Source organism: Limosilactobacillus fastidiosus (assembly GCF_014145505.1).
GTDB lineage: Bacteria > Bacillota > Bacilli > Lactobacillales > Lactobacillaceae > Limosilactobacillus > Limosilactobacillus fastidiosus.
This window is the reverse complement of sequence record NZ_JACIUZ010000043.1, coordinates 14877-34229: the sequence shown is the minus strand read 5'-3', so window position 1 is coordinate 34229 and position 19353 is coordinate 14877. Positions and strand designations below refer to the sequence as shown.

Here is a 19353-nt window from a genome sequence, read left to right as displayed (position 1 = left end):
AGCAACCTCATACAAGAGTGATCCGGTAACGCCAGCTTCCCAAGGAGGAAGCGCAGTAGCACCGGCTCCTACATCATCACAAGTGACAAAGCCTGTAGATGTTAATACTCCAGCAACCTCATACAAGAGTGATCCGGTAACGCCAGCTTCCCAAGGAGGAAGCGTGGTAGCACCGGCTCCTACTATGACTTACTTTTATAGTGCAGACGTAACAATTGAAACCCCGGATGGTAAAACTGTTAGTAAACAACAAAAGTTAACAGTGAATGGTAACGGATCTGGACCAACGGAAGCAGATGTAGCAAATCTTTCTTTTAACAGTATTGAGTTACCTTCAATTGATGGATACACTCCTGAAGTAACATCAGATTCTCCTTTCTACGGAACTCCAATGGCTACAATTGACGATACCGATGGTCACTTAACCTTAGTTTTTCCTAAGATCCAACCTAACTTTATTTCGTATGACTATAAAGTTACTTATAAGAAAAACGTTCCAGTCCCAGTGACCGAACAAGTGGGACAACAATTTGATGTTCAATTCCCACTTAGCGTTGGTAATATTCAAATCAATGACCAAAATGCGTACTATTACAAGACATCGTATAGAAATATTGAGTCAAGTGATAATGGTAAGACTTGGACTCCTGTTTCTTATGATGCCACTCCATTAAGTACTTCTTTAGGTGGAAGTTACAGAAATGCGCAAACTGGGTATATTACTCAAGGATTACCAGAGTTTAAGGGTTATACGCCATTTATCTCCGCAGTATTCGTGAGGGGTAGTGAAGCTTATGATGCTGAGGCAACAGCATTACTTAATCAATTAACTGCACAAATAGAGAAGGATCCGTATGATATTCCAGCCTATACCCTTAACCTTCCGTTAGATGTTATTTTCCGCGTTTCATATATGACTAATACGTGGCAAGAGCTTGATGTTCACTTCAATGACGAATCTGGAAACAATGATTATTATTACAAGACCAACAGTGAACAAACTATGCGTCAAAACGTTAACGGAAATAGCTGGGAACCAGTATCTTATAAGGCAACTTCTTTAGTTGATGCTCTTAAGGGTACATACACATATGCAGAAACGGGGGCTAGTCAAGAGTTACCAACCCATTATGGACGTATTCCATACCTTTCAAGTGCTGTCATAGCTTATGACCCTACCTATGAAACAGAATCGACTGATTTGCTTAATAAGTTAATGACAGCAATCAAGGAAAATCCATATGAAATTCCGGCATATACGTTAACTGTTCCACTGGATGTTTCATTCAACGTAGATTGGAAGGATGCTCCAACACCAAGTCAACCAGCTACCCCAACGAAAGATACCGACCAGAACAAACCACAAGAAGATCAACCAACTGATAATACATCAAAGAATGTTGTTCCAGGCACTGTTGAAGGTAATAAGAACAAGAGTGACTTACCAAATAAGGTTGTTACTACTGGTAATAACGGCAACGGCTTGAATGTTCAAACAACGACTGTTGCTAATGATAATAACCATAGTAACAAGCAAGCATTACCACAAACTGGTAACACTAAGAACAACACCGCAGCAATTGCTGGATTAGGTCTTGCTAGTTTGACTGCAATGCTCGGCTTAGGTGGTTTGAAGAAAAAGAACGATTAAAATAGATTGATAATCTTCCCTTAATAATTAAGTAAATATAAATCACTCAGTTTAAAAGACTTCACAGTAATTTGCTGTGAAGCCTTTTTTGCATTCCTTAACTGGTATTGAGAGGATCATTATTAGTCCTTTTGTACTGATAATGGTATCCATTTATACTAAATTTATATAAAAAATAGAAAAAGCTAGAAAATAGTCAAAATTTTATAATGACTATTTTCTAGCTTTTTAATCATCCCACACTTTTTTAGCGATGTTAAATGCTGACCAAGAATTCGGCCAGCCTAGATAGAAGGCGAGGTGAGTAATCACTTCAGCAATTTCGTCTTTCGTAATCCCATTATTTTTAGCGGTTCGCATATGGTAGGGGAGCTGTTCAAAGGCACCCTTAGCAATTAGGGCAGTAACGGTAATTAGACTTCGATCGCGAGGACTTAATTCTTTCTCTCGAGACCAAATCTGCCCGAAGAGGACATCATCATTTAATTCAGCAAATTTTGGTGCAAAGGTACCCAGTTGATCGCGACCAGCGGTTTGTTTTTTAACCATTAAAAATCATCCTTTCTTATCATTACTATAAGGCCAGATGAAGAAAAGATGAAATACCAATATTAAGTAGATATTAATGCAAAAAGTGAATGACAAAGCAGACCTAGTGATTTGTTTTAATCAAGTCTAAGAAAATTTGGGCAACATTTGATAATTGTCTGTTCTTATTCCAAATTAGGTTGTTTTGATCAGCTACTACTGGTGTCAGAGGGCGAAAAACAAGATTAGTACCAGTAGTATTTATTAGATCTTGATAGGTTAATGCAATACAAGCGCCAGTTTCAGTAAGAAGGCGAGCATTAAAAATTAAATTATACTCACCAATGATATTAAACTGATCAATTTTACTTCCAGCCCAGTCACGGAAAGTATCCTGATACTTTGACTGTGAAGAGATAATAATTGGGGTACCAATAAGATCATCTGGGGTGATTACTTCTTTACATGCCAGTGGAAGATCTTGGCGGACGAGAACTCCCCAGATATTCTTTTCACTTAGGTTAATCGAATAGTAATCATTCAACTTCTCTTTGCCCATCACAATTCCAAAATCAAGGGAACCATCGTTTAAACGTTGGCAAATGAAATTGCTGTCACCACTTACTAAGTTTATTTTAACAGTCGAGTACTTCCGGATAATTTTAGCAACTACACTCATAATATCTTGAAGAGCAATACTTTCGCCGGCACCAATTTCCAGCGTTCCACTGATTAACTTTTGTGATTTGAGGTTATTTTCTGTTTTATCCACTAGTCTCGTAATTTCTTGTGCATGATCGTATAAATAATACCCTTGCTGGGTTAACTTAATTTGCTGGTGTCCACGTTCAAAGAGGGTAATTCCGAGTTCGTCTTCTAAATTCATTAATTGTCGAGATAATGTTGGTTGAGAGATATGAAGGTGTTTAGCGGCATTTGAAATATTTCCTTCATTAACAACTTCAATAAAGTATCTGAGTACCCTAACTTCCATTTTTATCTCTCCCATTCTATGCTTTTTAGTAATAGTAATTCATCAAATATAGGTATTTAACATTATTATAAAAAGCCCTTAGAATATAAACAATAATTTTTATGATAAAGGAGGATATTCATGAATCAATTAAATAAAAATGAACTAAAAGAAATAACAAGAATAGCCTTAAAAAATCAGGAGCTCTTCCAAGAGTTAAATAGTCGGCCAGCATCACAAGCTGAAATTCGCCAAGTTATTAGTAACATTACTGGGCATCAACTGGATTCCTCAGTAGAAATTCGCTTGCCAATCAGGAGTGATTATGGGGCTAACCTAAAAATTGGTAAGGAAGTTTTTATTAATAGTGGAGCCATGTTTACTGATCTTGGGGGAATTGTCATTGAAGATAAAGTTTTAATTGCTCCCAACGTGACGATAATTTCGGTAAATCATCCCCTTAATCCAGCAAAACGTCGCGGACTGGAACTAAAACCCGTCAGGATTAAGGAGAATGCTTGGATTGGAGCTAACGCAACTATTCTTCCTGGTGTAACAGTAGGTAAGAATGCCGTTGTTGCTGCAGGGGCGGTAGTTACTAAAAATGTCCCAGATAATATGGTAGTTGCGGGAGTTCCAGCAAAAGGAATTAAGAAGATTGGAGAGGATTAAGATCTCATGGTTGATAAGATTCCCTTCTTTCAAGACGCCTTTAAAAAGGAGAAATAAATGAAAAGGTATTTTAGTTATTTGCTAGGGATAATTGTTCTTTTATTAGGGATGATTAGTTTTAACCAACGTGCTCATGCAGTAACTCACTATGTTCAAGCTAACACGCCAACGATTTTTGTCCATGGCTGGGGAAGCAGTTCCCATGCTGAAGAAGCAATGGCAAACGCAGCACGAAACGCAGGGGTTACTAAAACGATCGTCCGAGCAAATGTTGATAAAAAGGGTAGAGTTACTTTTAACCACCAAATTCCAAAGAACGCGGTTAACCCCATCGTGGAAGTTAACCTAGAAGATAACAAACTTGCTGGCTACCAAGACAACTATACTCAAGGTTATCACCATGGTGCTAATTACGTTAAGAACGTTATTCTTGCCCTACAGAAGCAACATCACTATCAGCGGATTAACTTAGTCGGCCATTCGATGGGAAATCTGGAAATTATCAATTACATTAACGATAACGTAAACAATAAGCGTCTTCCCAATGTTGACCACCTAGTTGCGATTGCTGGACATTATAATGGCTTAGTTGGTCAAAAAAACGTTAAAGATGCAAAGATTGATGAGCAAACGGGTAAACCAGATAAAATGGATTCTTCTTATAAGGAATTATTAAATCTCCGACAAACTTTTCCTCGTAATACTGCTGTCCTTAATATTTATGGTGATATTGGTGATGGCAGTCATTCAGATGAAGACGTTCCTGTTAATTCAGCCAAATCGTTAAAGTATTTAGTTGCTGGACGGGCAAAGTCATATCATGAAGTTGAAATTCATGGTAAAAAAGCCCAGCATAGTAGGTTACATAATAACTCGCAAGTAAACCATCTCATAATTAATTTTCTTTGGAAAAAGTAAGAAATTATGAGAAGTTAAAGCTTCATTTGTAAGGCATTATGTTTTACATTCCCTTAAAAAGAAACGACAATAATTTATAACAGGAATGTCAAAAAGAAAGGACGGAGGAAAATGATTTTAGACGAAACCATCACGTTAAACAGCGGTATAAAAATCCCTCGGTTTGCACTAGGAACGTGGATGATTGATGATCATAAAGTCGCTGATGCGGTTCGGACAGCAATTAAACTCGGTTACCGCCATATTGATACAGCACAAGCTTATGGAAATGAGCGTGGCGTGGGTGAGGGGGTACGAACTGCCAATCTTCCTCGCAATCAGATGTTTGTTACTTCTAAAGTGGCTGCTGAACATAAAGATTATGCGACAACCAAGAAGTCAATCGATGAAACGCTTAAAAAAATGGGGCTTGATTATATTGACATGATGGTCATCCATAGCCCACAGCCATGGAAAGAAGTTAATCAATCTGATAATCGTTATTTAGAAGGAAATTTAGCTGCTTGGCAAGCAATGGAAGATGCAGTAAGCGAAGGAAAGATTCGGACAATTGGTGTTTCTAATTTTAATCAATCAGACTTAGAAAATATTATTAAGAATAGTAATACTATCCCAGCAGTCGACCAGGTTTTAGCTCATATTGGACACACACCATTTAATTTGCTCGACTTTGCACGGAAACATCAAATTGCGGTTGAAGCTTATTCACCAGTTGCTCATGGAGCGGCACTAGATAACCCGGTAATCGAAAAGGTTGCTAAGAAGTACCATGTTTCTGTACCGCAGTTGTGTATTCGTTATGACTGGCAACTAGGAATGATTGTCTTGCCTAAAACAGCTAATCCGTACCATATGAAAGAGAATACGGAGATTAATTTTGAAATCTCTGAAGAAGATATGGATCTCTTGCGGCGAGTAAAGCCACTGGATTATGGGGATGCCGATGTTTTTCCTGTATACGGTGGTAAAATGTAAATCGCCTCATACAGGTATCCATCAATGCCGAAGTACCCTTGTATGAGGAAGCAATTAAATAATCTGAGGTTGGTAAGTTATCTCCAGCCTCTTTTCATTTTAAATCTTGAAAATTCTTGATTGGTACGTGAGAATACAACATTATCAACATAACCTAGTAGGAGATATAGAATGTCGTGGATTAACGGAAAATATTATTTTCCCATACTTGCTTGTTGTGGATTGATAGTGAAAATAAGTTCGATGCTTAAAGTAGTTTACATAATTATCATTCGGTGTAAACTAACGATATATTTTTCTTGTCGCTCCTGAAAATGAAGCATATAATTAATATTGAAAATAATAGGGAAGGTGTTGACTGATGAATAAAGTATTTATGACTGGCTATTATCAGGGTGTTGTTGAAGTTGCGCCAGCATCTTTATCAGCCGCAAAGGTTGAAGAGTTAGCAATTACAATGACAATTCAGCACCTCCGTCATGCGGGAATGAAGGTTTCGATGATCCACGATTTTTTGGTGTTGGATATCCAAGCTAATGAACGGCTTGTTAATAGGCATATTAATGATGATGATCAACTTGAAACTGTTCAGGCAAAGCTTCTAAGCTCCGCATTTACGAAAAGAGGTTATATTAAATAATGAAGAAAAGTTCAGTTGGAACGGCTCTTGCGATTCTGGTTGTCTTAGCGGCAATTATTGGTGGAGCAGTTTATCGTACCCAGAAAAACAACCGATTCGTTCATTCAACTACTGCAACGCTCTTTTTCCATGGCGGCGGAAGCAGTTACCGTGCTGAAACAGGAATGGTTAATGCGGCTAAACGTGCTGGAGTAACAAATACGGTTATTCGAGCAGACGTTACTAATAATGGTAAAGTTACGCTTCATGGTAATATGCATCGGGGAGCGATTAATCCGATCGTTGAAGTTAACTATGAAAATAATCGGCAATTAGACTTTAACAAACATGGGGAATATGCCACCAACGTCGTTAAGATGCTTAAAGAACGCTATGGCGTTAATAAGATCAACATGGTTGGTCACTCACTAGGTAATATTTCGATTATTTACTACATGCTTCGCAATGGGCAAAATAAAGAGATGCCAAAGCTTGAAAAGCAAGTTGATATTGCTGGTCATTTTGGTGGCTTAACGCTAGCTGGTATTCCTGAAGATATTGCACAACCTGCGGGAATGAAGTTGAATTCTGCTGGGAAACCTAACTATATGAATGCAACGTATAAACAGATGACTGCGGCCCGTAAAGCTTATCCAAAGGGACAAGTGGCTGTCCTTAATATCTATGGTGATATTGGGAACCATACAGATGGACGAGTTACTAATGCTTCATCACGGTCACTTCAGTACTTAGTCGCATCTCGTGCTAAATCTTATACCGAATTAAAAGTGACTGGTAAAAACGCTCAACATTCAAAGCTTCATGATAATAAGCAAGTTAATCAGGCTTTGATTAAGTTCTTGTGGCAACGAAAAAAGTAAATGAAATTAATAAAGAGACCGGTCTTTTTATTATTGTATTTTTCAAATTTAAAAAGTAAAAACAAGTAGAGGATAATTGATTTGTTCAATTATCCTCTACTTGTTTTTATTTATTTGTCATCTTGTTTAGATTGATCCTTATTTTTCTTCGGTTTGATGTAAATGACCTTAAATTTATTTACGTAAGCATTTTGTAAATCAAGCGGAATGAAGGAGAAGTTATCAACTCTAATTGGTTGGCCAACCTTTAAGTCATATTGACGCTCAAGGAAGAAACCAGTAAGGGTTGTTACTTCTGAGTTTTCAAATTGTTCGATCTTGGTATGGAAATACCGTTCAAAGTCATCAAGAGGCATTTTGCCTGAAACCTCATATGTTGGGTTACCTTTACTATCAGGATCCTTCTTTTCAATCATATCAGAAGTTGCATGGTCAATTTCTTCACCGACAGTTCCAAAGAGTTCTTCGTAAATATCCTTATCAGTAATGATTCCTGAGGTACCACCATATTCATCCTGAACAACAACAATTGGAACCTGCTTTTTAATCATTTCTTGAAGGACCTTGGTAATTTGTTCATTTTCATAAACAATTGGAATCTTCCGCATAATTGTCCGAATTGATTGCTGAGGATTGATTTGGTTTTGCCGCATAATATCATAAGCAAAGACATATCCAAGAATGTGATCCTTATCGTTGTTTGCAACAACAGGGAACCGGGTAAATTTCTTTTCAAAGTATAGTTGTGCAGCATCAGCAATTGACGCGGTAATATCGATAACAGCCAGTTGGGTTCGGTCAACCATGATATCTTCCGCAACCTTATCGTTCATTTCAAAAGCCCGTTGCATGAAGATAACATCTTCTTTGTCCATTTCACCGGCTTTTTCTGACTGCTGGGAAAGGGTCATGATTTCATTTTGAGAATAAGTATCTTCTTCTGGTTGAACATTATACCCAAGTAATTTAGTAATTTGGGCGGCTACCACCGCGAATAACCATACGAATGGGTAAAAGATTGTGTGGAAAAATTGAATAGGGTGAACAATTGCCATTAAAATCGGAACTGGACGGTCAATTGCCATGTTTTTGGGAACTAAATCGGTAAATACAGCATGGAAAAACGTAAAAATTAAAACACCACAAATAGGAGCAATTACTTCCCGAACGTCATCTGGAATAACCATGATTTTCAATAGGAGGTTAGTAATAAATTCATCACCAATCCACCCTAATACCAGTGACGTCATTGTAACCCCCACCTGAGCTGTAGAAAGGTATTCGTTTAGGTTATTAACCATATGCTCGGCGCGCTTAACCTTTTTCGTTTGTTGAAGTTCCTTTAGTTCGCTCGGTCGAACCTTAACAACAGAGTATTCAAGCAGCGTAAAGAGGGCTGCTAGCAATAAAATCAAAATGATAACTATCAGTTGAAACCAATATGAATTCATTAATCCATTCATCTTTTAAATCTCACCTAAGCCTTTAGTTTATTATATTCAAACTCTATTTTAGCAGTCTTTTCATAGGCCGCCAACATCTTCCTTACTTTTCTGGATGATTACTAATTTCATCAAGGGCCGCTCGTTGTTTCTTTTGATCAACGTGAGTATAAAGGTCGGTTGCAGAGGTTCCTTTTTGGCCAAGTTGTTGGGCAACCAAAACCTGATCCTTTGTAACGTTGTACATTTCAGAAGCGAGAGTATGGCGAAGTTTATGGGGTGTTAATGGGTGACCAAAGGCAGTTGAGTATTTCTTAACCATTTTTTCAATTGCGTTTGCTGTCATTCGTCGAGTTTCACCGTGATATACGGTTAAGAAGAGAGCGGTATCCTTTTTTAGGGCGTGATAACGTTTGGCCCGGATTTCTAGGTAATTTTTGATATATTGAATTGCCCATGGTGCAATTGGCACTGAATCTTTTTGTCCACCTTTGCGAATAACATCAAGCAGGTGCTGCTTTAGGTTAAGATCACCTAGATCGGTATTGGCAGCTTCTGAAACCCGAACACCTGTCCCAAGAATCAAAGTGATAATGGCGATATCTCGTTCAGCATTTTCTTTATAAGCTGGAAGAGCACGTTTATCACACATCTTAGGGTACTTATTTTTGATAAATTCAATAAAATCAAACTTCATTTGTCCACGATACATGTGGGAGGCAAGAGTATGTGCCCGGTAATTTAAGGTTTTCGTATCATTTAAAGAGTCAATCTTAAGCATAACATTCCGGTAGAAGTACGGTTCGCCATCGTTAACATCTGCTGTTACAGTTAAATACTTAAAAAGAGAACGAAGGGCGTTGATTGACCGATTAATTGAGGTTGGTGAGTTTAAGTGTCCTTGAGAGTTGCTTGTGTGCCGAAGATAATCAATATACAGCATAATATCGCTACGACGCAGTTTTGATAGTTCAGTGGTTGAAAGATCTAAATTAGTTTTAGCTTCACTGAGCCCACTTTGCCGGAGCCATTCAAAGAAGCGGCGAATCTCTGTTAAATACTGGTAAGTTGTTGTGACTGCGTGATTGGTACCTAAATAATAATCATTAACGTATTTAGGAAGACGTTTTAGTTCCTGTTGGATTAATTTTAAGTATTTGTCTGATTCCATCGTATTCACTCCAGATTTTTATTCTGTTATTTTCTTATAAAGAAAAAAGCCACCCAATCGAGGTGACTTTTAATAATTATCGGGAAAACAGGATTCGAACCTGCGACCCCCTGGTCCCAAACCAGGTGCTCTACCAAGCTGAGCTATTTCCCGTTGACGGGTTGTATCGCACAACACATATTATTATATCAAATACTTTACTAATTAGTAAAGTACTTTTTTAAAAAAGGTGAGGGGAGGGGGATTTTCTGAATACTATTACTCACCTAGCGCAATATTTGTTAAAATTATGTTGCAAACGGATGTTCTGGAAAGGGTGATGGAGAAATGAGTGTTGAATTAGTATATAAATCTATTAAAGGCAATAATTATTATTGGACAACAGAATCTCATTTTACACGTAAGAAGAAAAATCACTACCAATGGGAAAGGATTACTGAATTAACGGCTATTTTGCCAAAACTAGTAAGCGACTATCCGAATTTATTTACTAGTAAAAATATTGAACGTTTCTATGTTTATGATGTAGATAAGGATAACTATGCAAGTATTGAATTGGCTTCTACGACTAGTGATCCTCAGACAAAGGATAGTAACTATAGTTGCCCAATTAAGCTAAATAATGGTAAGTACTATGCAATTGCTATTGATACTAAGGAGGGACGTTTCTTCTTTAGTACCTCTAAGAGCAAATTCATTAAAGATTTAACCGATGAGAATATTCGGCGGTGGAAAGAGTTAGATAAGGCAAGTGCGACTGCTAATTCTATTCGTTTAAACAAGAAAATCTGGAATAAATATCCAGGGTGGAATCCCTTAAGTAATTATGTAATTAACCTAAAAACTGGTAAAGCAGTTTGGCCAAACGAAGAATTTAAAAATGGATTCGTTCCAATCGAAAAAAATCCAGATTCTGTAAATAGTGCACTAATATTGATGCTGCTTGCTCAATTAACCGAACAATTGACGATTCACTTTAAAGCAGCTAATAGCATTCCAACAATCGATAATGATAATGACCAAACAATAATCCCGGAAATCGATTTAGAACAATATAATGCTCAAAAAGTCTATGAAGCATTTAAGTATTTAACAATGGCGTTATCGCAGCAAGTTAAGGTTAACCAAGCACTAAAAGCATACGATAATGGTATTTTGCAGGATTACTTACACACGGTTGAAGTAACTGATATTGAACAGCTAGATACCATCCGATTTGTAAGGCAGTTACAAAAATCACGGAAAGCTCGTCGACAAATTAAAGATTTAGCACTACTATTAAACACGATTTCTAAAAATATGAATATTGAAAAAATTCTTAAAAGTCTTGGACAGAATCCATCCTTAAAAAATCAATATCATTATCGAAATCATGAAACCGGAAAAATTTTATTGACGCAATTAAATAAAACAGAGTAAGCTCCAAAAGCCTAACAAGACTAAAATCGAGAAAGAGGGATTCTCTTTCTTTTAATCAACCTGTCATTAAAATTATAGTTTTAATGACACAGAAATAGAAAAAGCCCCCTCAATTATCTATCTAACGTGTGCGAATAATAAAAAACAGTTACTTAAATTTGAATAACTGCTTTTCTTAATTTTAATTCTGAGATTGTCCAATAAAATAATTGGAATATGAAAACAATATTATTATATCGATGCTGTTGATATCACGGCGTCCAGCAAAATTGACAATAATAATTAAGGAATAACTATTTCTTATCCAAAGTCGATTTGATCAAGCATTTGCTCACGACTGATTTGATCCAGACCTAAATATGCTAACGTCATTGCTTCACTTGAATGATTTAGCAGCCTCATTACTAAGCCAATATTATAGTTACTTTGGACATAAACACGATACGCGCCAGTTTTTCGCATTGTATGGGTTCCAAGATAATTGATATCAAGCAACTCACCAACCTGGTGCATCACATTGTAAAATTGGCGTTCGTCAATGTGCTTTTGAGGTCGCGTGATGGATGGAAAAAGCCATTCGGTTGTTCCTTCATATCGTTGACGCTTTAACCATTGTTGATACATTGCGAGATCGCTGACAACGGGCTTTAGGTAGAGTGTGTTTGGCTTTCCCGTCTTTTTATCCTTAATAAAGGCATGCTCCCGGATTGCACCATAGTCGTCAAAAACATCCGATTGTTTTAAACGTAAAACGTCACTGACCCGTAATAAAGTTGCTTTGCCAACTTGAAAAATCGTGTAGTTTCTTCTCCCAGCTTTAAAATTATTTAGTAAAGTGTCCTGAACCTCAGATAATATGTTTGAGTCTTTGATTGGTAGTACTAATTGCTTCAAAATCACACCTGATTTCGGTTATTATAGTTAAATGTTATTTATAGATAATACATTATTATAACACATCTGCCAAATCCCTAAAAAATAGATGCTGATAAATCAGCATTTACGAAGTGTTATAATGTACAAATAACACTTCTCTTACAATAAATTTCTTCCTTGAATCAATCTTTGAGGTCAATAATAGTTTTTAACTAAAATTAGCTCTCAGACACAATGAAAATCATTTAGACGTGTAGTTGTCCATTTGATTTCGTCTGAGAGCTAATTTATTAATTGAAGGTTATTTAATCGGGTTTAAGGTATTCAAAGAGCTTTGAACTTGTTCTTTCTTGCTAAATCAGTTTGATTGAAAAAGTGATTGGTATTCTCCATAGCCTTGTGCTGTTAACTGATCGGCAGGAATAAATTTTAATGCTGCAGAATTAATACAATACCGTAACCCCCCACGCTCTATTGGACCGTCAGTAAAGACGTGGCCAAGATGTGAATCACCATCTTTACTCCGGACCTCAGTTCGTTCCATTCCAAAAGACTGGTCACGTTTTTCTTTAACTGCCCGTTTCTCAATTGGCTTAGTAAATGATGGTCAACCACATCCAGCGTCATACTTATCTAAAGATGAGAACAATGGCTCACCACTAACCACGTCAACATAAATTCCTGGTTGATCAAAGTGGTCATATTTACCTGTAAACGGGCGTTCGGTGGCTGCTTCTTGAGTTACTGCATACTGTGTCGGCGTAAGCTTGGCTAAAGCGGCTTGTTTCTTTTCTTGATCCATTATATATAATCTCCCTCCTCGATTGATAATTTCTCCTTTATGTTATAGGTAACCATAATTAGTAGAAGAATGTCGAGAAAAATGCTTCTGAACCAGTACTAGCGGTTGCTATCCGAACTTTATTTTTCATTAATCAAGTGACTACAGTATTTAAAAGGATTTGTAACCGTTTTATTCAGATTGATGTTAAAATGGCGTGTTATAATAGGCTAGATTTGTTATAGGATGATTAATAAAAAGAGAAAGAAGTGATCTTTATCAAATTCCTTAAACATTGGAAACTAGTTTTTCCAATAGTTATGTTAAAACTTCTAACCATCTCTGCTGCTTTTGCCTCAATGGGTTCAAGCGGCGGCGGTAGTGGTGGCTCGACGAGTGGTGGTACATCATCAAGTAGTTCTTATTCTGGTGGCTCCTCTAGCGGTGATACTGGGGGTGACAATCGTTTCTTTCTCCTTATTATTGGAATTTATCTTCTCTATCACGTAATTAAGAAATCAATTTTGCTCATTCGGGAAACTAACGATAATGTTAAAGTTAACGGGTTAGATAATTGGATGCTAACTCCCAATATGACCATTTCTTCATTTAATTCTGCCCTCAAAAAGAATAATATTAAGCTAATGGAAGGAAAGAAGTTAGAGGATGAATTAAGCCAGAGTTTAATTGATACCTATGCTAAAGCTCAATTTAACTATGGTGAAGCAATTCGCCGTTGTTTTACTAATAATTCTGGTTACCTAGATATCTTAAAACAACAATTAGGGCATACTTTCTTAGTAACAATGAAAAAAGAAATCAAAAATAAAGCAATGGCTGGGGTAGTCGATGATGTCATAGTTAACCATGGTAAGATCATTAGCGCTAAAGTAATTTCGCCTGATTTGATAATTGCTAAGGTTCAGGTAATCGGAACAGATAACGAGGTTAATGTCTTATCACACTTTGATAGCTCATTTAAGCGCAAACGCTGGACTGATTATGTTGTCTTTGGACGAAACAAAGATAACCCGGAATGGAAAATTTACAATATTATTTACGGAGCTCATTTTCATCTCAATGGGGAGGACTATAATGAGCAGCCAAGTCTTGATAAGTCCAGTATTACTGAGCAGCATTTAACGGTTTCCCCTGAGCTGGTTAAATCTGCTAAATCATATCAACAACAAGCGGCTCTTAAAAAGAGAATTAGGACCATCATCATAGTGCTTGTTGTTGGAGTGATTCTTATCTTTTGTTTTGCTCCAGAACTAATTGAGCTGTGGTTACTCTTTCGGTTATTTTTAGATCTATTTCCTCTCCTCTTTAAGATGTTTTTTGATTACTTAAACTAAAAGATTAACTACTTCATTATAAAAAAGGTTCATAATCGATGTTAAATCAGTGATTATGAACCTTTTTTATAATTTCTAAAGAAAATGGGAGCAGTCACCTGCCCTCTCAGCAAAATCCGACACCTCAAATGAAGAGCCGGGTTATTATTTTATACAGATATATTAGATTGTCAGTGCAATTTGTCGTGATTTTATCCTTCGTAAAGGTTAATCATTAACTTAGCCAATTAGCAATGGCGGTAACCTTCCCAATTACTGGTTGGCATTTATTATACATAAAATTTCTGCTTATTATGTTTTACCAGAAATCTTCCCCGACAAGTCTAAGTTGTTGTTTTGCTTCACAAAAAAAGAGCCTTCATTGGGAAGACTCTCTAGAAGAATACAAGCAGATAAGCTGGTTAATTCTTATCCCTTTGTACTTCAAGATACACCACAATAATATATTATCAATTCCTCATTGTCAATGAATAGTTATTGATAGTACAATATAACAGTCGTTAGTTTGGTTGGTCACCAAATTGCAACTAACGATAGGTGGTGCAAGAACCTTGTACTTCAAGATACGTTTTAATTGGTGGGGCGTTCTCGTCCTCGCCGTACTAGTCTACTTACTTCTTAAGTAGTCATACGCCAATCAGCAGTGGAGGTAAACCCTCCAATACTGGTTGGCTTTCGTTATTCTTCATATTTTACCAAAAATGCGCCCCCCGAGAGTCGAACTCGGATCATGAGGACCGAAATCTCATGTGCTATCCATTACACTAAGGGCGCCTTACATATCTTATTTTAATCCTTTTCTAGTAAAATAGTAAGTAGTAATTATAAAATATTAGATAAAATCCTACTTAATCGAAGGAGAGTAGTATGATACCACAAAAATTTATTGCGATTGACATTGATGGAACACTATATGATGATCACGATCATTTCGATATTCAACGATTTAACCAAGACTATCAGGTACTCCTTAACAAAGGGATCCTCTTAATTGTAGCAACCGGTAATAGCTATGATGCAGTGAAAACGATCTTTGAAAAATACCCAGTAAATACCTTTATTGCTGAAAATGGCGGACGAATCGTGATTAATGATAAAGATGTAATAAGTCATGTTCATTCACACGTTATCCTACAGAAACTGATGACTTTTTTAGCCCAAAAAGATTACCAACCCAATCTCTTTTCACTTTCAGGAGCATCCCATACCTTTATTGATAGCCAATTTAAAGCGGTTCCCGTCCCTTTCTATCCTCACCATCAATACTTTACATCCTTAGATCAAGTTACCGAACCAGTCTATAACGTTAACTTGAACTGGTTTAAGCATCGCCCCGAATTAGTGGTCATTCATCAGGTAATTAACGAGATTAACCAAGCTTTTCCGATGAAGCTCCAGGCAACTTATAGCGGTGCGTATGGGATCGATATTTTGCCATATGGTGTAAATAAGGCAGCGGGATTAAAAGAACTAATTCACCATTTTCCTAATCGAACTCTTAAGGACGTAGTGGCATTCGGTGATACAAGTAACGATCTTGAGATGATTCAAGAAAGTGGGATTGGTTTTGCAATGAAAAACGCGACTAGTGATTTAAAACAAGTCGCAGATCAAATTACTAGCAGGGATAATAATCATGATGGCCTACTTTATGAAATTGAGAAGCAATTCTTAATTTAACATCTGAATATATATTATGTAAACTAGAGTTGCAAAAAAATAGTCTTTTCCACCTAAATTTTGGAAAGACTATTTTTTAATTGGACTAGTAGACTGCCCCGTCATAGAAATTAAATGTTGGCTTATTAAAATCAAAAGTTGCTAATTCAGACATTTTAATAAATTGGTCGCCAATTCCCCAACTCATAAGATTAATTGGCTTCCCCCAATCTTCGTCAGGAATAACAACAAGAATATGTTTACCAAGTGCAGAAGCCATTCCAAGCTCAACCCCCATTCCGACATCTTCTTCATTCGGAATGTAGACCGCTAATAGTAGATCACTTGTAGAAACCCCCACCCGGTCACCATTATAGGTGGCAGTTGCCCATTCACGATCTTCGAGTAACTCAGGATGCTCATCTACTCGTAGGCCCTTGTATTGGTGATCTAAGGGAACGTAAGAATCCTCTACATCAACCGTTGGATTCTCCTTAATAGCATTCATCGCGTTTTGGTAAGCTTTGTTCTGCTTATCCGTAAACCATCCGGCACAAAAATAAACTGTCTTTGTCTTTTGAACCACAAAATTTCCTCCTCTATGTTAAACAGCTAAAAACAATTTTATCATACAATTCGAAAAAAAAGCTTACGAAAAAAATTAAATTCTGGTAGACTAATCAATCGTTGAGTAAAAGGAGAGTGAGAAAAAATAATGAATAATACTCAAAATAATGTTGCACGGAAGCAGATTAATCATCCTAAATTAGCAATGGTTGCCATGCTTTTGGGAGCGTTTGTTGGAATGCTAAGTGAAACCTCACTTAACATTGCACTTCCTAAGTTAATCTTGTCGCTACACGTTAATATGGCAACAATTCAGTGGTTAGTTACGGGGTACATGCTTGTAATTGGGATCATTTTGCCATTGTCTAGTTTAATTTCTAAGTGGTTCACTACCCGGCAAATTGTTGTTTTTGGATTGAGTGTCTTTATTATTGGTGCGATTATTTCGGCTTGCGCAGGTAGTTTCCCAATTGTCCTTGCTGGACGAATGATTCAAGGAATTGGGACAGGGTTAATTTTGCCCCTAATGTTTGCTGTTGCAATGCAAATTTTCCCACCGCAAAAACTTGGCGCAGTATTAGGAATCTGTGCACTAGTTATTATGTTTGCTCCTGCAATTGGGCCAACACTTACTGGGTTGATCCTTGCTAAGCTTTCATGGCGATGGATTTTCTGGTTCTTTATTCCATTCCTCGCAATTGCATTGGTCTTTGCAACTACCTCATTGGAAAACGTTAATAACATTACTAAGCCCCATGTTGACTGGCTTTCCATTATTGAATCAGCAGTTGGTTTCTCTGGTTTAGTTATCGGTGCTAGTTTATCAAGCCGTGATGGTTGGCTATCTGTTCCAGTTATTTCCGCATTGGTAATCGGTGTTGTTGTTTTAGGCTTTTATGTACATCGTCAACTTCATCTTGAAGAGCCAATTTTGAATTTAAGATTATTCAAGACATCCGCCTTTACTACTGGAGCATTACTTGTGATGCTTGACTTTGGAATTATCCTCTCTGCAATGTACCTATTACCAAACTACTTACAAAATGGCTTAATGGTACCCGTTGCATTAACCGGGATTATTATGCTTCCAGGTGGAATTATCAACGCTGTTACATCTGCATTAGCAGGACGACTTTATGATAATATTGGAGCACGGAAACCCGCAATTATCGGTTTCATCATTGCTTTAGTTGGTGCAATTATGTTTGCTTGTGCTTCAGACCATTCATCAATCGCATTTATTATTGCTGCCCACGTAATTTTAATGATTGGTTGTCCACTAGCTATGTCCCCTTCACAAACAAGCGCGTTAAACTCATTAACTGGTTTAGATTCAGCTGATGGAAGTACAATTCTGAATACCCTTCAACAAATCGTTGGTGCCTTAGCAACAGCACTTGCAACCAGTTTCTTAGAACTTGGTCGCGCAAACATTAGTGGTAATGGTGCAGTGCGCTTCACTAACGGATTCCACTATGGAATTTACTTTACAATTGTTCTAGTTATTATTGCATTAATCCTTTCCTTCAGACTTCAAGACCGTGCTAAGAATACAAAGGACGTTAACTAGTGTACTATTGCAATTTTTAATTGAAACAATGATAATAAGACCAACACCTATTGTTTATAAGGAGTTGGTCTTTTTGTTTTCCCTACCCGTTGGTATTGGCGAAATTCATGCAATGCATGAATTATTCAAATTAAACCCACCTTTGGCAATCATTGTTCTTTTGTTGCTGATTTGCCTGGCATTTTACCTTAAAAATAAATAAAAAGAGGTCCTCAACTAACTTTCTCTAAACGGGGAAAGTATTTAGTGAGGACCTCTTTTTATTTTGTCATTGCTTCCTTAAGACCAATTCTAACTAATTCTTTGGCAGCCGCGGAAACCGGCAGAGAATGTTTTTCGGCATATTGCTTAACTAATTGATAAAGTGCAAGATCATCTGGCCCGCGCCAGATAATTCCGGTAACCTGGCCGTGTTCTTTTTGCATGTCATCATTCCTCCTTTTATTAACCTTTCCCCCATAACATTTTGGCAACCCGTTTCAGGATAACCGTTCGATTATGAAGTTGAAAATGATTCGTTTTAGGGACAATAACCTGTTGGTACTGAATTTCTGGGTGAACATTAACGAGGGTCTGAAGCATTTCAGATTGGATCCGGGGAACTTCATCATCAGTTCCCCCCATAATATTTAAAATCTTAACAGTTGAATTAGGCTTCCAATTTTTCATTTGCGCTTCCAATTGGTGGAAGTTTCTGTCCTTAGACTTACGGTTTAGATTAGGGACAAATTTTACTTTAACCCCAAAGCTTTCTTCAACGGGAACGCCAAGAAAAATAATGTTCCGAAGTTGAATTTGCCGCTGTAATTGCTTTGAACCCATATAAGCATGAATGAATTCAGTTCCCCCGTAAGAATGAGCGATAACATTCATCTTATTAATGTGGTAGTGATCATGTAGAACCTGAAGAATACGGGTAAGTTCGTGTACTTCAGGATGATACGTAGCGTTATAGTCCCAATTATACAGTACCTGAATAAGGGCATTCCGTTGATGCGTGTAGTTTCCACTTGTTTTAACCGTTCCCGTCGGTGATACCCATACAGTCATTACTTTTTGTGCATAGTTATTCTTTTCAAAGTAGTTCATCATTCGATGGTAAGTAGTTGTGTTACCACCCCATCCAGGGATCATTATCGTTGGCGTCTTACTGTAATAAGTATCTAAACGGTAGTCATCTGGTTTTAATGAGGAATTGGACTGGGGTAACAGAACCACAAACTGAATAACTAGTACTAAGATCAGTGAAATACTGATAATTGCGGCAGAACCTTTTAATAACCGTCGCATTAACTA

The 19353-nt window shown here is 37.1% G+C and carries 18 protein-coding genes, 2 tRNA genes and 1 pseudogene; 10 read left to right on the top strand and 11 right to left on the bottom strand.

What is annotated here, in order from left to right; all coding sequences use genetic code 11:
- Positions 1-1651: LPXTG cell wall anchor domain-containing protein (locus tag H5R64_RS07300; RefSeq protein ID WP_182581219.1), on the top strand; the 1651-nt coding region annotated here is incomplete at its 5' end.
- Positions 1652-1879: 228 nt separating this feature from the next.
- On the opposite strand, the gene H5R64_RS07295 is transcribed toward H5R64_RS07300, so the two are convergent.
- Both H5R64_RS07295 and H5R64_RS07290 read right to left on the bottom strand, forming a co-directional pair.
- The gene (locus H5R64_RS07295; RefSeq protein WP_182581218.1) at positions 1880-2200 is read right to left on the bottom strand and encodes a carboxymuconolactone decarboxylase family protein; all 321 of its coding nucleotides are present in this window, start codon (positions 2198-2200) and stop codon (positions 1880-1882) included.
- A gap of 103 nt (positions 2201-2303) precedes the next feature.
- A complete protein-coding gene (locus tag H5R64_RS07290; RefSeq protein ID WP_182581217.1) occupies positions 2304-3173 on the bottom strand; it encodes a LysR family transcriptional regulator in 870 nt (289 codons plus the stop codon).
- Positions 3174-3293: 120 nt separating this feature from the next.
- Between H5R64_RS07290 and H5R64_RS07285 the strand changes: the two genes are divergently transcribed.
- The 5 genes from H5R64_RS07285 (at position 3294) to H5R64_RS07265 (ending at position 7217) form a co-directional block, all read left to right on the top strand.
- Positions 3294-3824 (top strand): DapH/DapD/GlmU-related protein, encoded by a 531-nt coding sequence (locus H5R64_RS07285; protein ID WP_182581216.1) that lies wholly within the window; start codon positions 3294-3296, stop codon positions 3822-3824.
- Positions 3825-3881: 57 nt separating this feature from the next.
- Positions 3882-4742 carry an alpha/beta hydrolase gene (locus H5R64_RS07280; protein ID WP_182581215.1) on the top strand — a complete coding sequence of 287 codons (861 nt, stop codon included), beginning with the start codon at positions 3882-3884 and terminating at the stop codon, positions 4740-4742.
- 111 nt (positions 4743-4853) lie between these two features.
- On the top strand, positions 4854-5717 hold the full coding sequence (locus H5R64_RS07275; RefSeq protein ID WP_182583180.1) for an aldo/keto reductase: 864 nt from the start codon (positions 4854-4856) through the stop codon (positions 5715-5717).
- Between the two features lie 361 nt (positions 5718-6078).
- The gene (locus H5R64_RS07270) at positions 6079-6357 is read left to right on the top strand and encodes a hypothetical protein (protein ID WP_182583178.1); all 279 of its coding nucleotides are present in this window, start codon (positions 6079-6081) and stop codon (positions 6355-6357) included.
- The gene (locus tag H5R64_RS07265; RefSeq protein ID WP_182581212.1) at positions 6357-7217 is read left to right on the top strand and encodes an alpha/beta hydrolase; all 861 of its coding nucleotides are present in this window, start codon (positions 6357-6359) and stop codon (positions 7215-7217) included. The genes H5R64_RS07270 and H5R64_RS07265 overlap by 1 nt, the downstream gene beginning before the upstream one ends.
- A gap of 110 nt (positions 7218-7327) precedes the next feature.
- On the opposite strand, the gene H5R64_RS07260 is transcribed toward H5R64_RS07265, so the two are convergent.
- The 3 genes from H5R64_RS07260 to H5R64_RS07250 form a co-directional block, all read right to left on the bottom strand.
- Positions 7328-8680: a hemolysin family protein gene (locus H5R64_RS07260; protein ID WP_182581211.1), complete on the bottom strand. Its 1353-nt coding sequence runs from the start codon at positions 8678-8680 to the stop codon at positions 7328-7330.
- Positions 8681-8762: 82 nt separating this feature from the next.
- Positions 8763-9830 carry a tyrosine recombinase XerS gene (xerS, locus tag H5R64_RS07255; RefSeq protein ID WP_182581210.1) on the bottom strand — a complete coding sequence of 356 codons (1068 nt, stop codon included), beginning with the start codon at positions 9828-9830 and terminating at the stop codon, positions 8763-8765.
- A 79-nt stretch (positions 9831-9909) separates the two neighbouring features.
- A tRNA-Pro gene (locus H5R64_RS07250) sits at positions 9910-9983 on the bottom strand.
- A 174-nt stretch (positions 9984-10157) separates the two neighbouring features.
- On the opposite strand from H5R64_RS07250, the gene H5R64_RS07245 reads away from it, so the two are divergent.
- On the top strand, positions 10158-11249 hold the full coding sequence (locus H5R64_RS07245; RefSeq protein WP_182583176.1) for a hypothetical protein: 1092 nt from the start codon (positions 10158-10160) through the stop codon (positions 11247-11249).
- 300 nt (positions 11250-11549) lie between these two features.
- Here the strand turns inward: H5R64_RS07245 and H5R64_RS07240 are convergent, their stop codons facing one another.
- Together H5R64_RS07240 and msrB are read right to left on the bottom strand one after the other, a co-directional pair.
- Entirely contained in the window at positions 11550-12143 is a 594-nt protein-coding gene (locus tag H5R64_RS07240; protein ID WP_182581208.1) for a site-specific integrase, read from the bottom strand.
- Between the two features lie 340 nt (positions 12144-12483).
- Positions 12484-12927, bottom strand: a pseudogene (msrB, locus tag H5R64_RS07235) (peptide-methionine (R)-S-oxide reductase MsrB).
- Between the two features lie 248 nt (positions 12928-13175).
- On the opposite strand from msrB, the gene H5R64_RS07230 reads away from it, so the two are divergent.
- A complete protein-coding gene (locus H5R64_RS07230) occupies positions 13176-14261 on the top strand; it encodes a hypothetical protein (protein WP_182583174.1) in 1086 nt (361 codons plus the stop codon).
- Between the two features lie 702 nt (positions 14262-14963).
- Here the strand turns inward: H5R64_RS07230 and H5R64_RS07225 are convergent.
- Positions 14964-15035, bottom strand: a tRNA-Arg gene (locus tag H5R64_RS07225).
- A 93-nt stretch (positions 15036-15128) separates the two neighbouring features.
- Between H5R64_RS07225 and H5R64_RS07220 the strand changes: the two genes are divergently transcribed.
- Positions 15129-15941, top strand: a complete 813-nt coding sequence (locus tag H5R64_RS07220; RefSeq protein ID WP_182581206.1) for an HAD-IIB family hydrolase — start codon at positions 15129-15131, stop codon at positions 15939-15941.
- An 85-nt stretch (positions 15942-16026) separates the two neighbouring features.
- Here the strand turns inward: H5R64_RS07220 and H5R64_RS07215 are convergent, their stop codons facing one another.
- Positions 16027-16506: a nucleoside 2-deoxyribosyltransferase gene (locus tag H5R64_RS07215; RefSeq protein WP_182581205.1), complete on the bottom strand. Its 480-nt coding sequence runs from the start codon at positions 16504-16506 to the stop codon at positions 16027-16029.
- A 129-nt stretch (positions 16507-16635) separates the two neighbouring features.
- Here H5R64_RS07215 and H5R64_RS07210 point away from each other — a divergent pair, with 129 nt between their 5' ends.
- Positions 16636-18057 carry a DHA2 family efflux MFS transporter permease subunit gene (locus H5R64_RS07210; RefSeq protein ID WP_231797911.1) on the top strand — a complete coding sequence of 474 codons (1422 nt, stop codon included), beginning with the start codon at positions 16636-16638 and terminating at the stop codon, positions 18055-18057.
- A 260-nt stretch (positions 18058-18317) separates the two neighbouring features.
- Here the strand turns inward: H5R64_RS07210 and H5R64_RS07205 are convergent, their stop codons facing one another.
- Together H5R64_RS07205 and H5R64_RS07200 are read right to left on the bottom strand one after the other, a co-directional pair.
- The gene (locus H5R64_RS07205; protein ID WP_182581204.1) at positions 18318-18482 is read right to left on the bottom strand and encodes a hypothetical protein; all 165 of its coding nucleotides are present in this window, start codon (positions 18480-18482) and stop codon (positions 18318-18320) included.
- A gap of 19 nt (positions 18483-18501) precedes the next feature.
- Positions 18502-19347, bottom strand: coding sequence for an alpha/beta hydrolase (locus H5R64_RS07200; protein ID WP_182583172.1), 846 nt, complete (start codon positions 19345-19347; stop codon positions 18502-18504).
- Positions 19348-19353 lie beyond the last annotated feature (6 nt).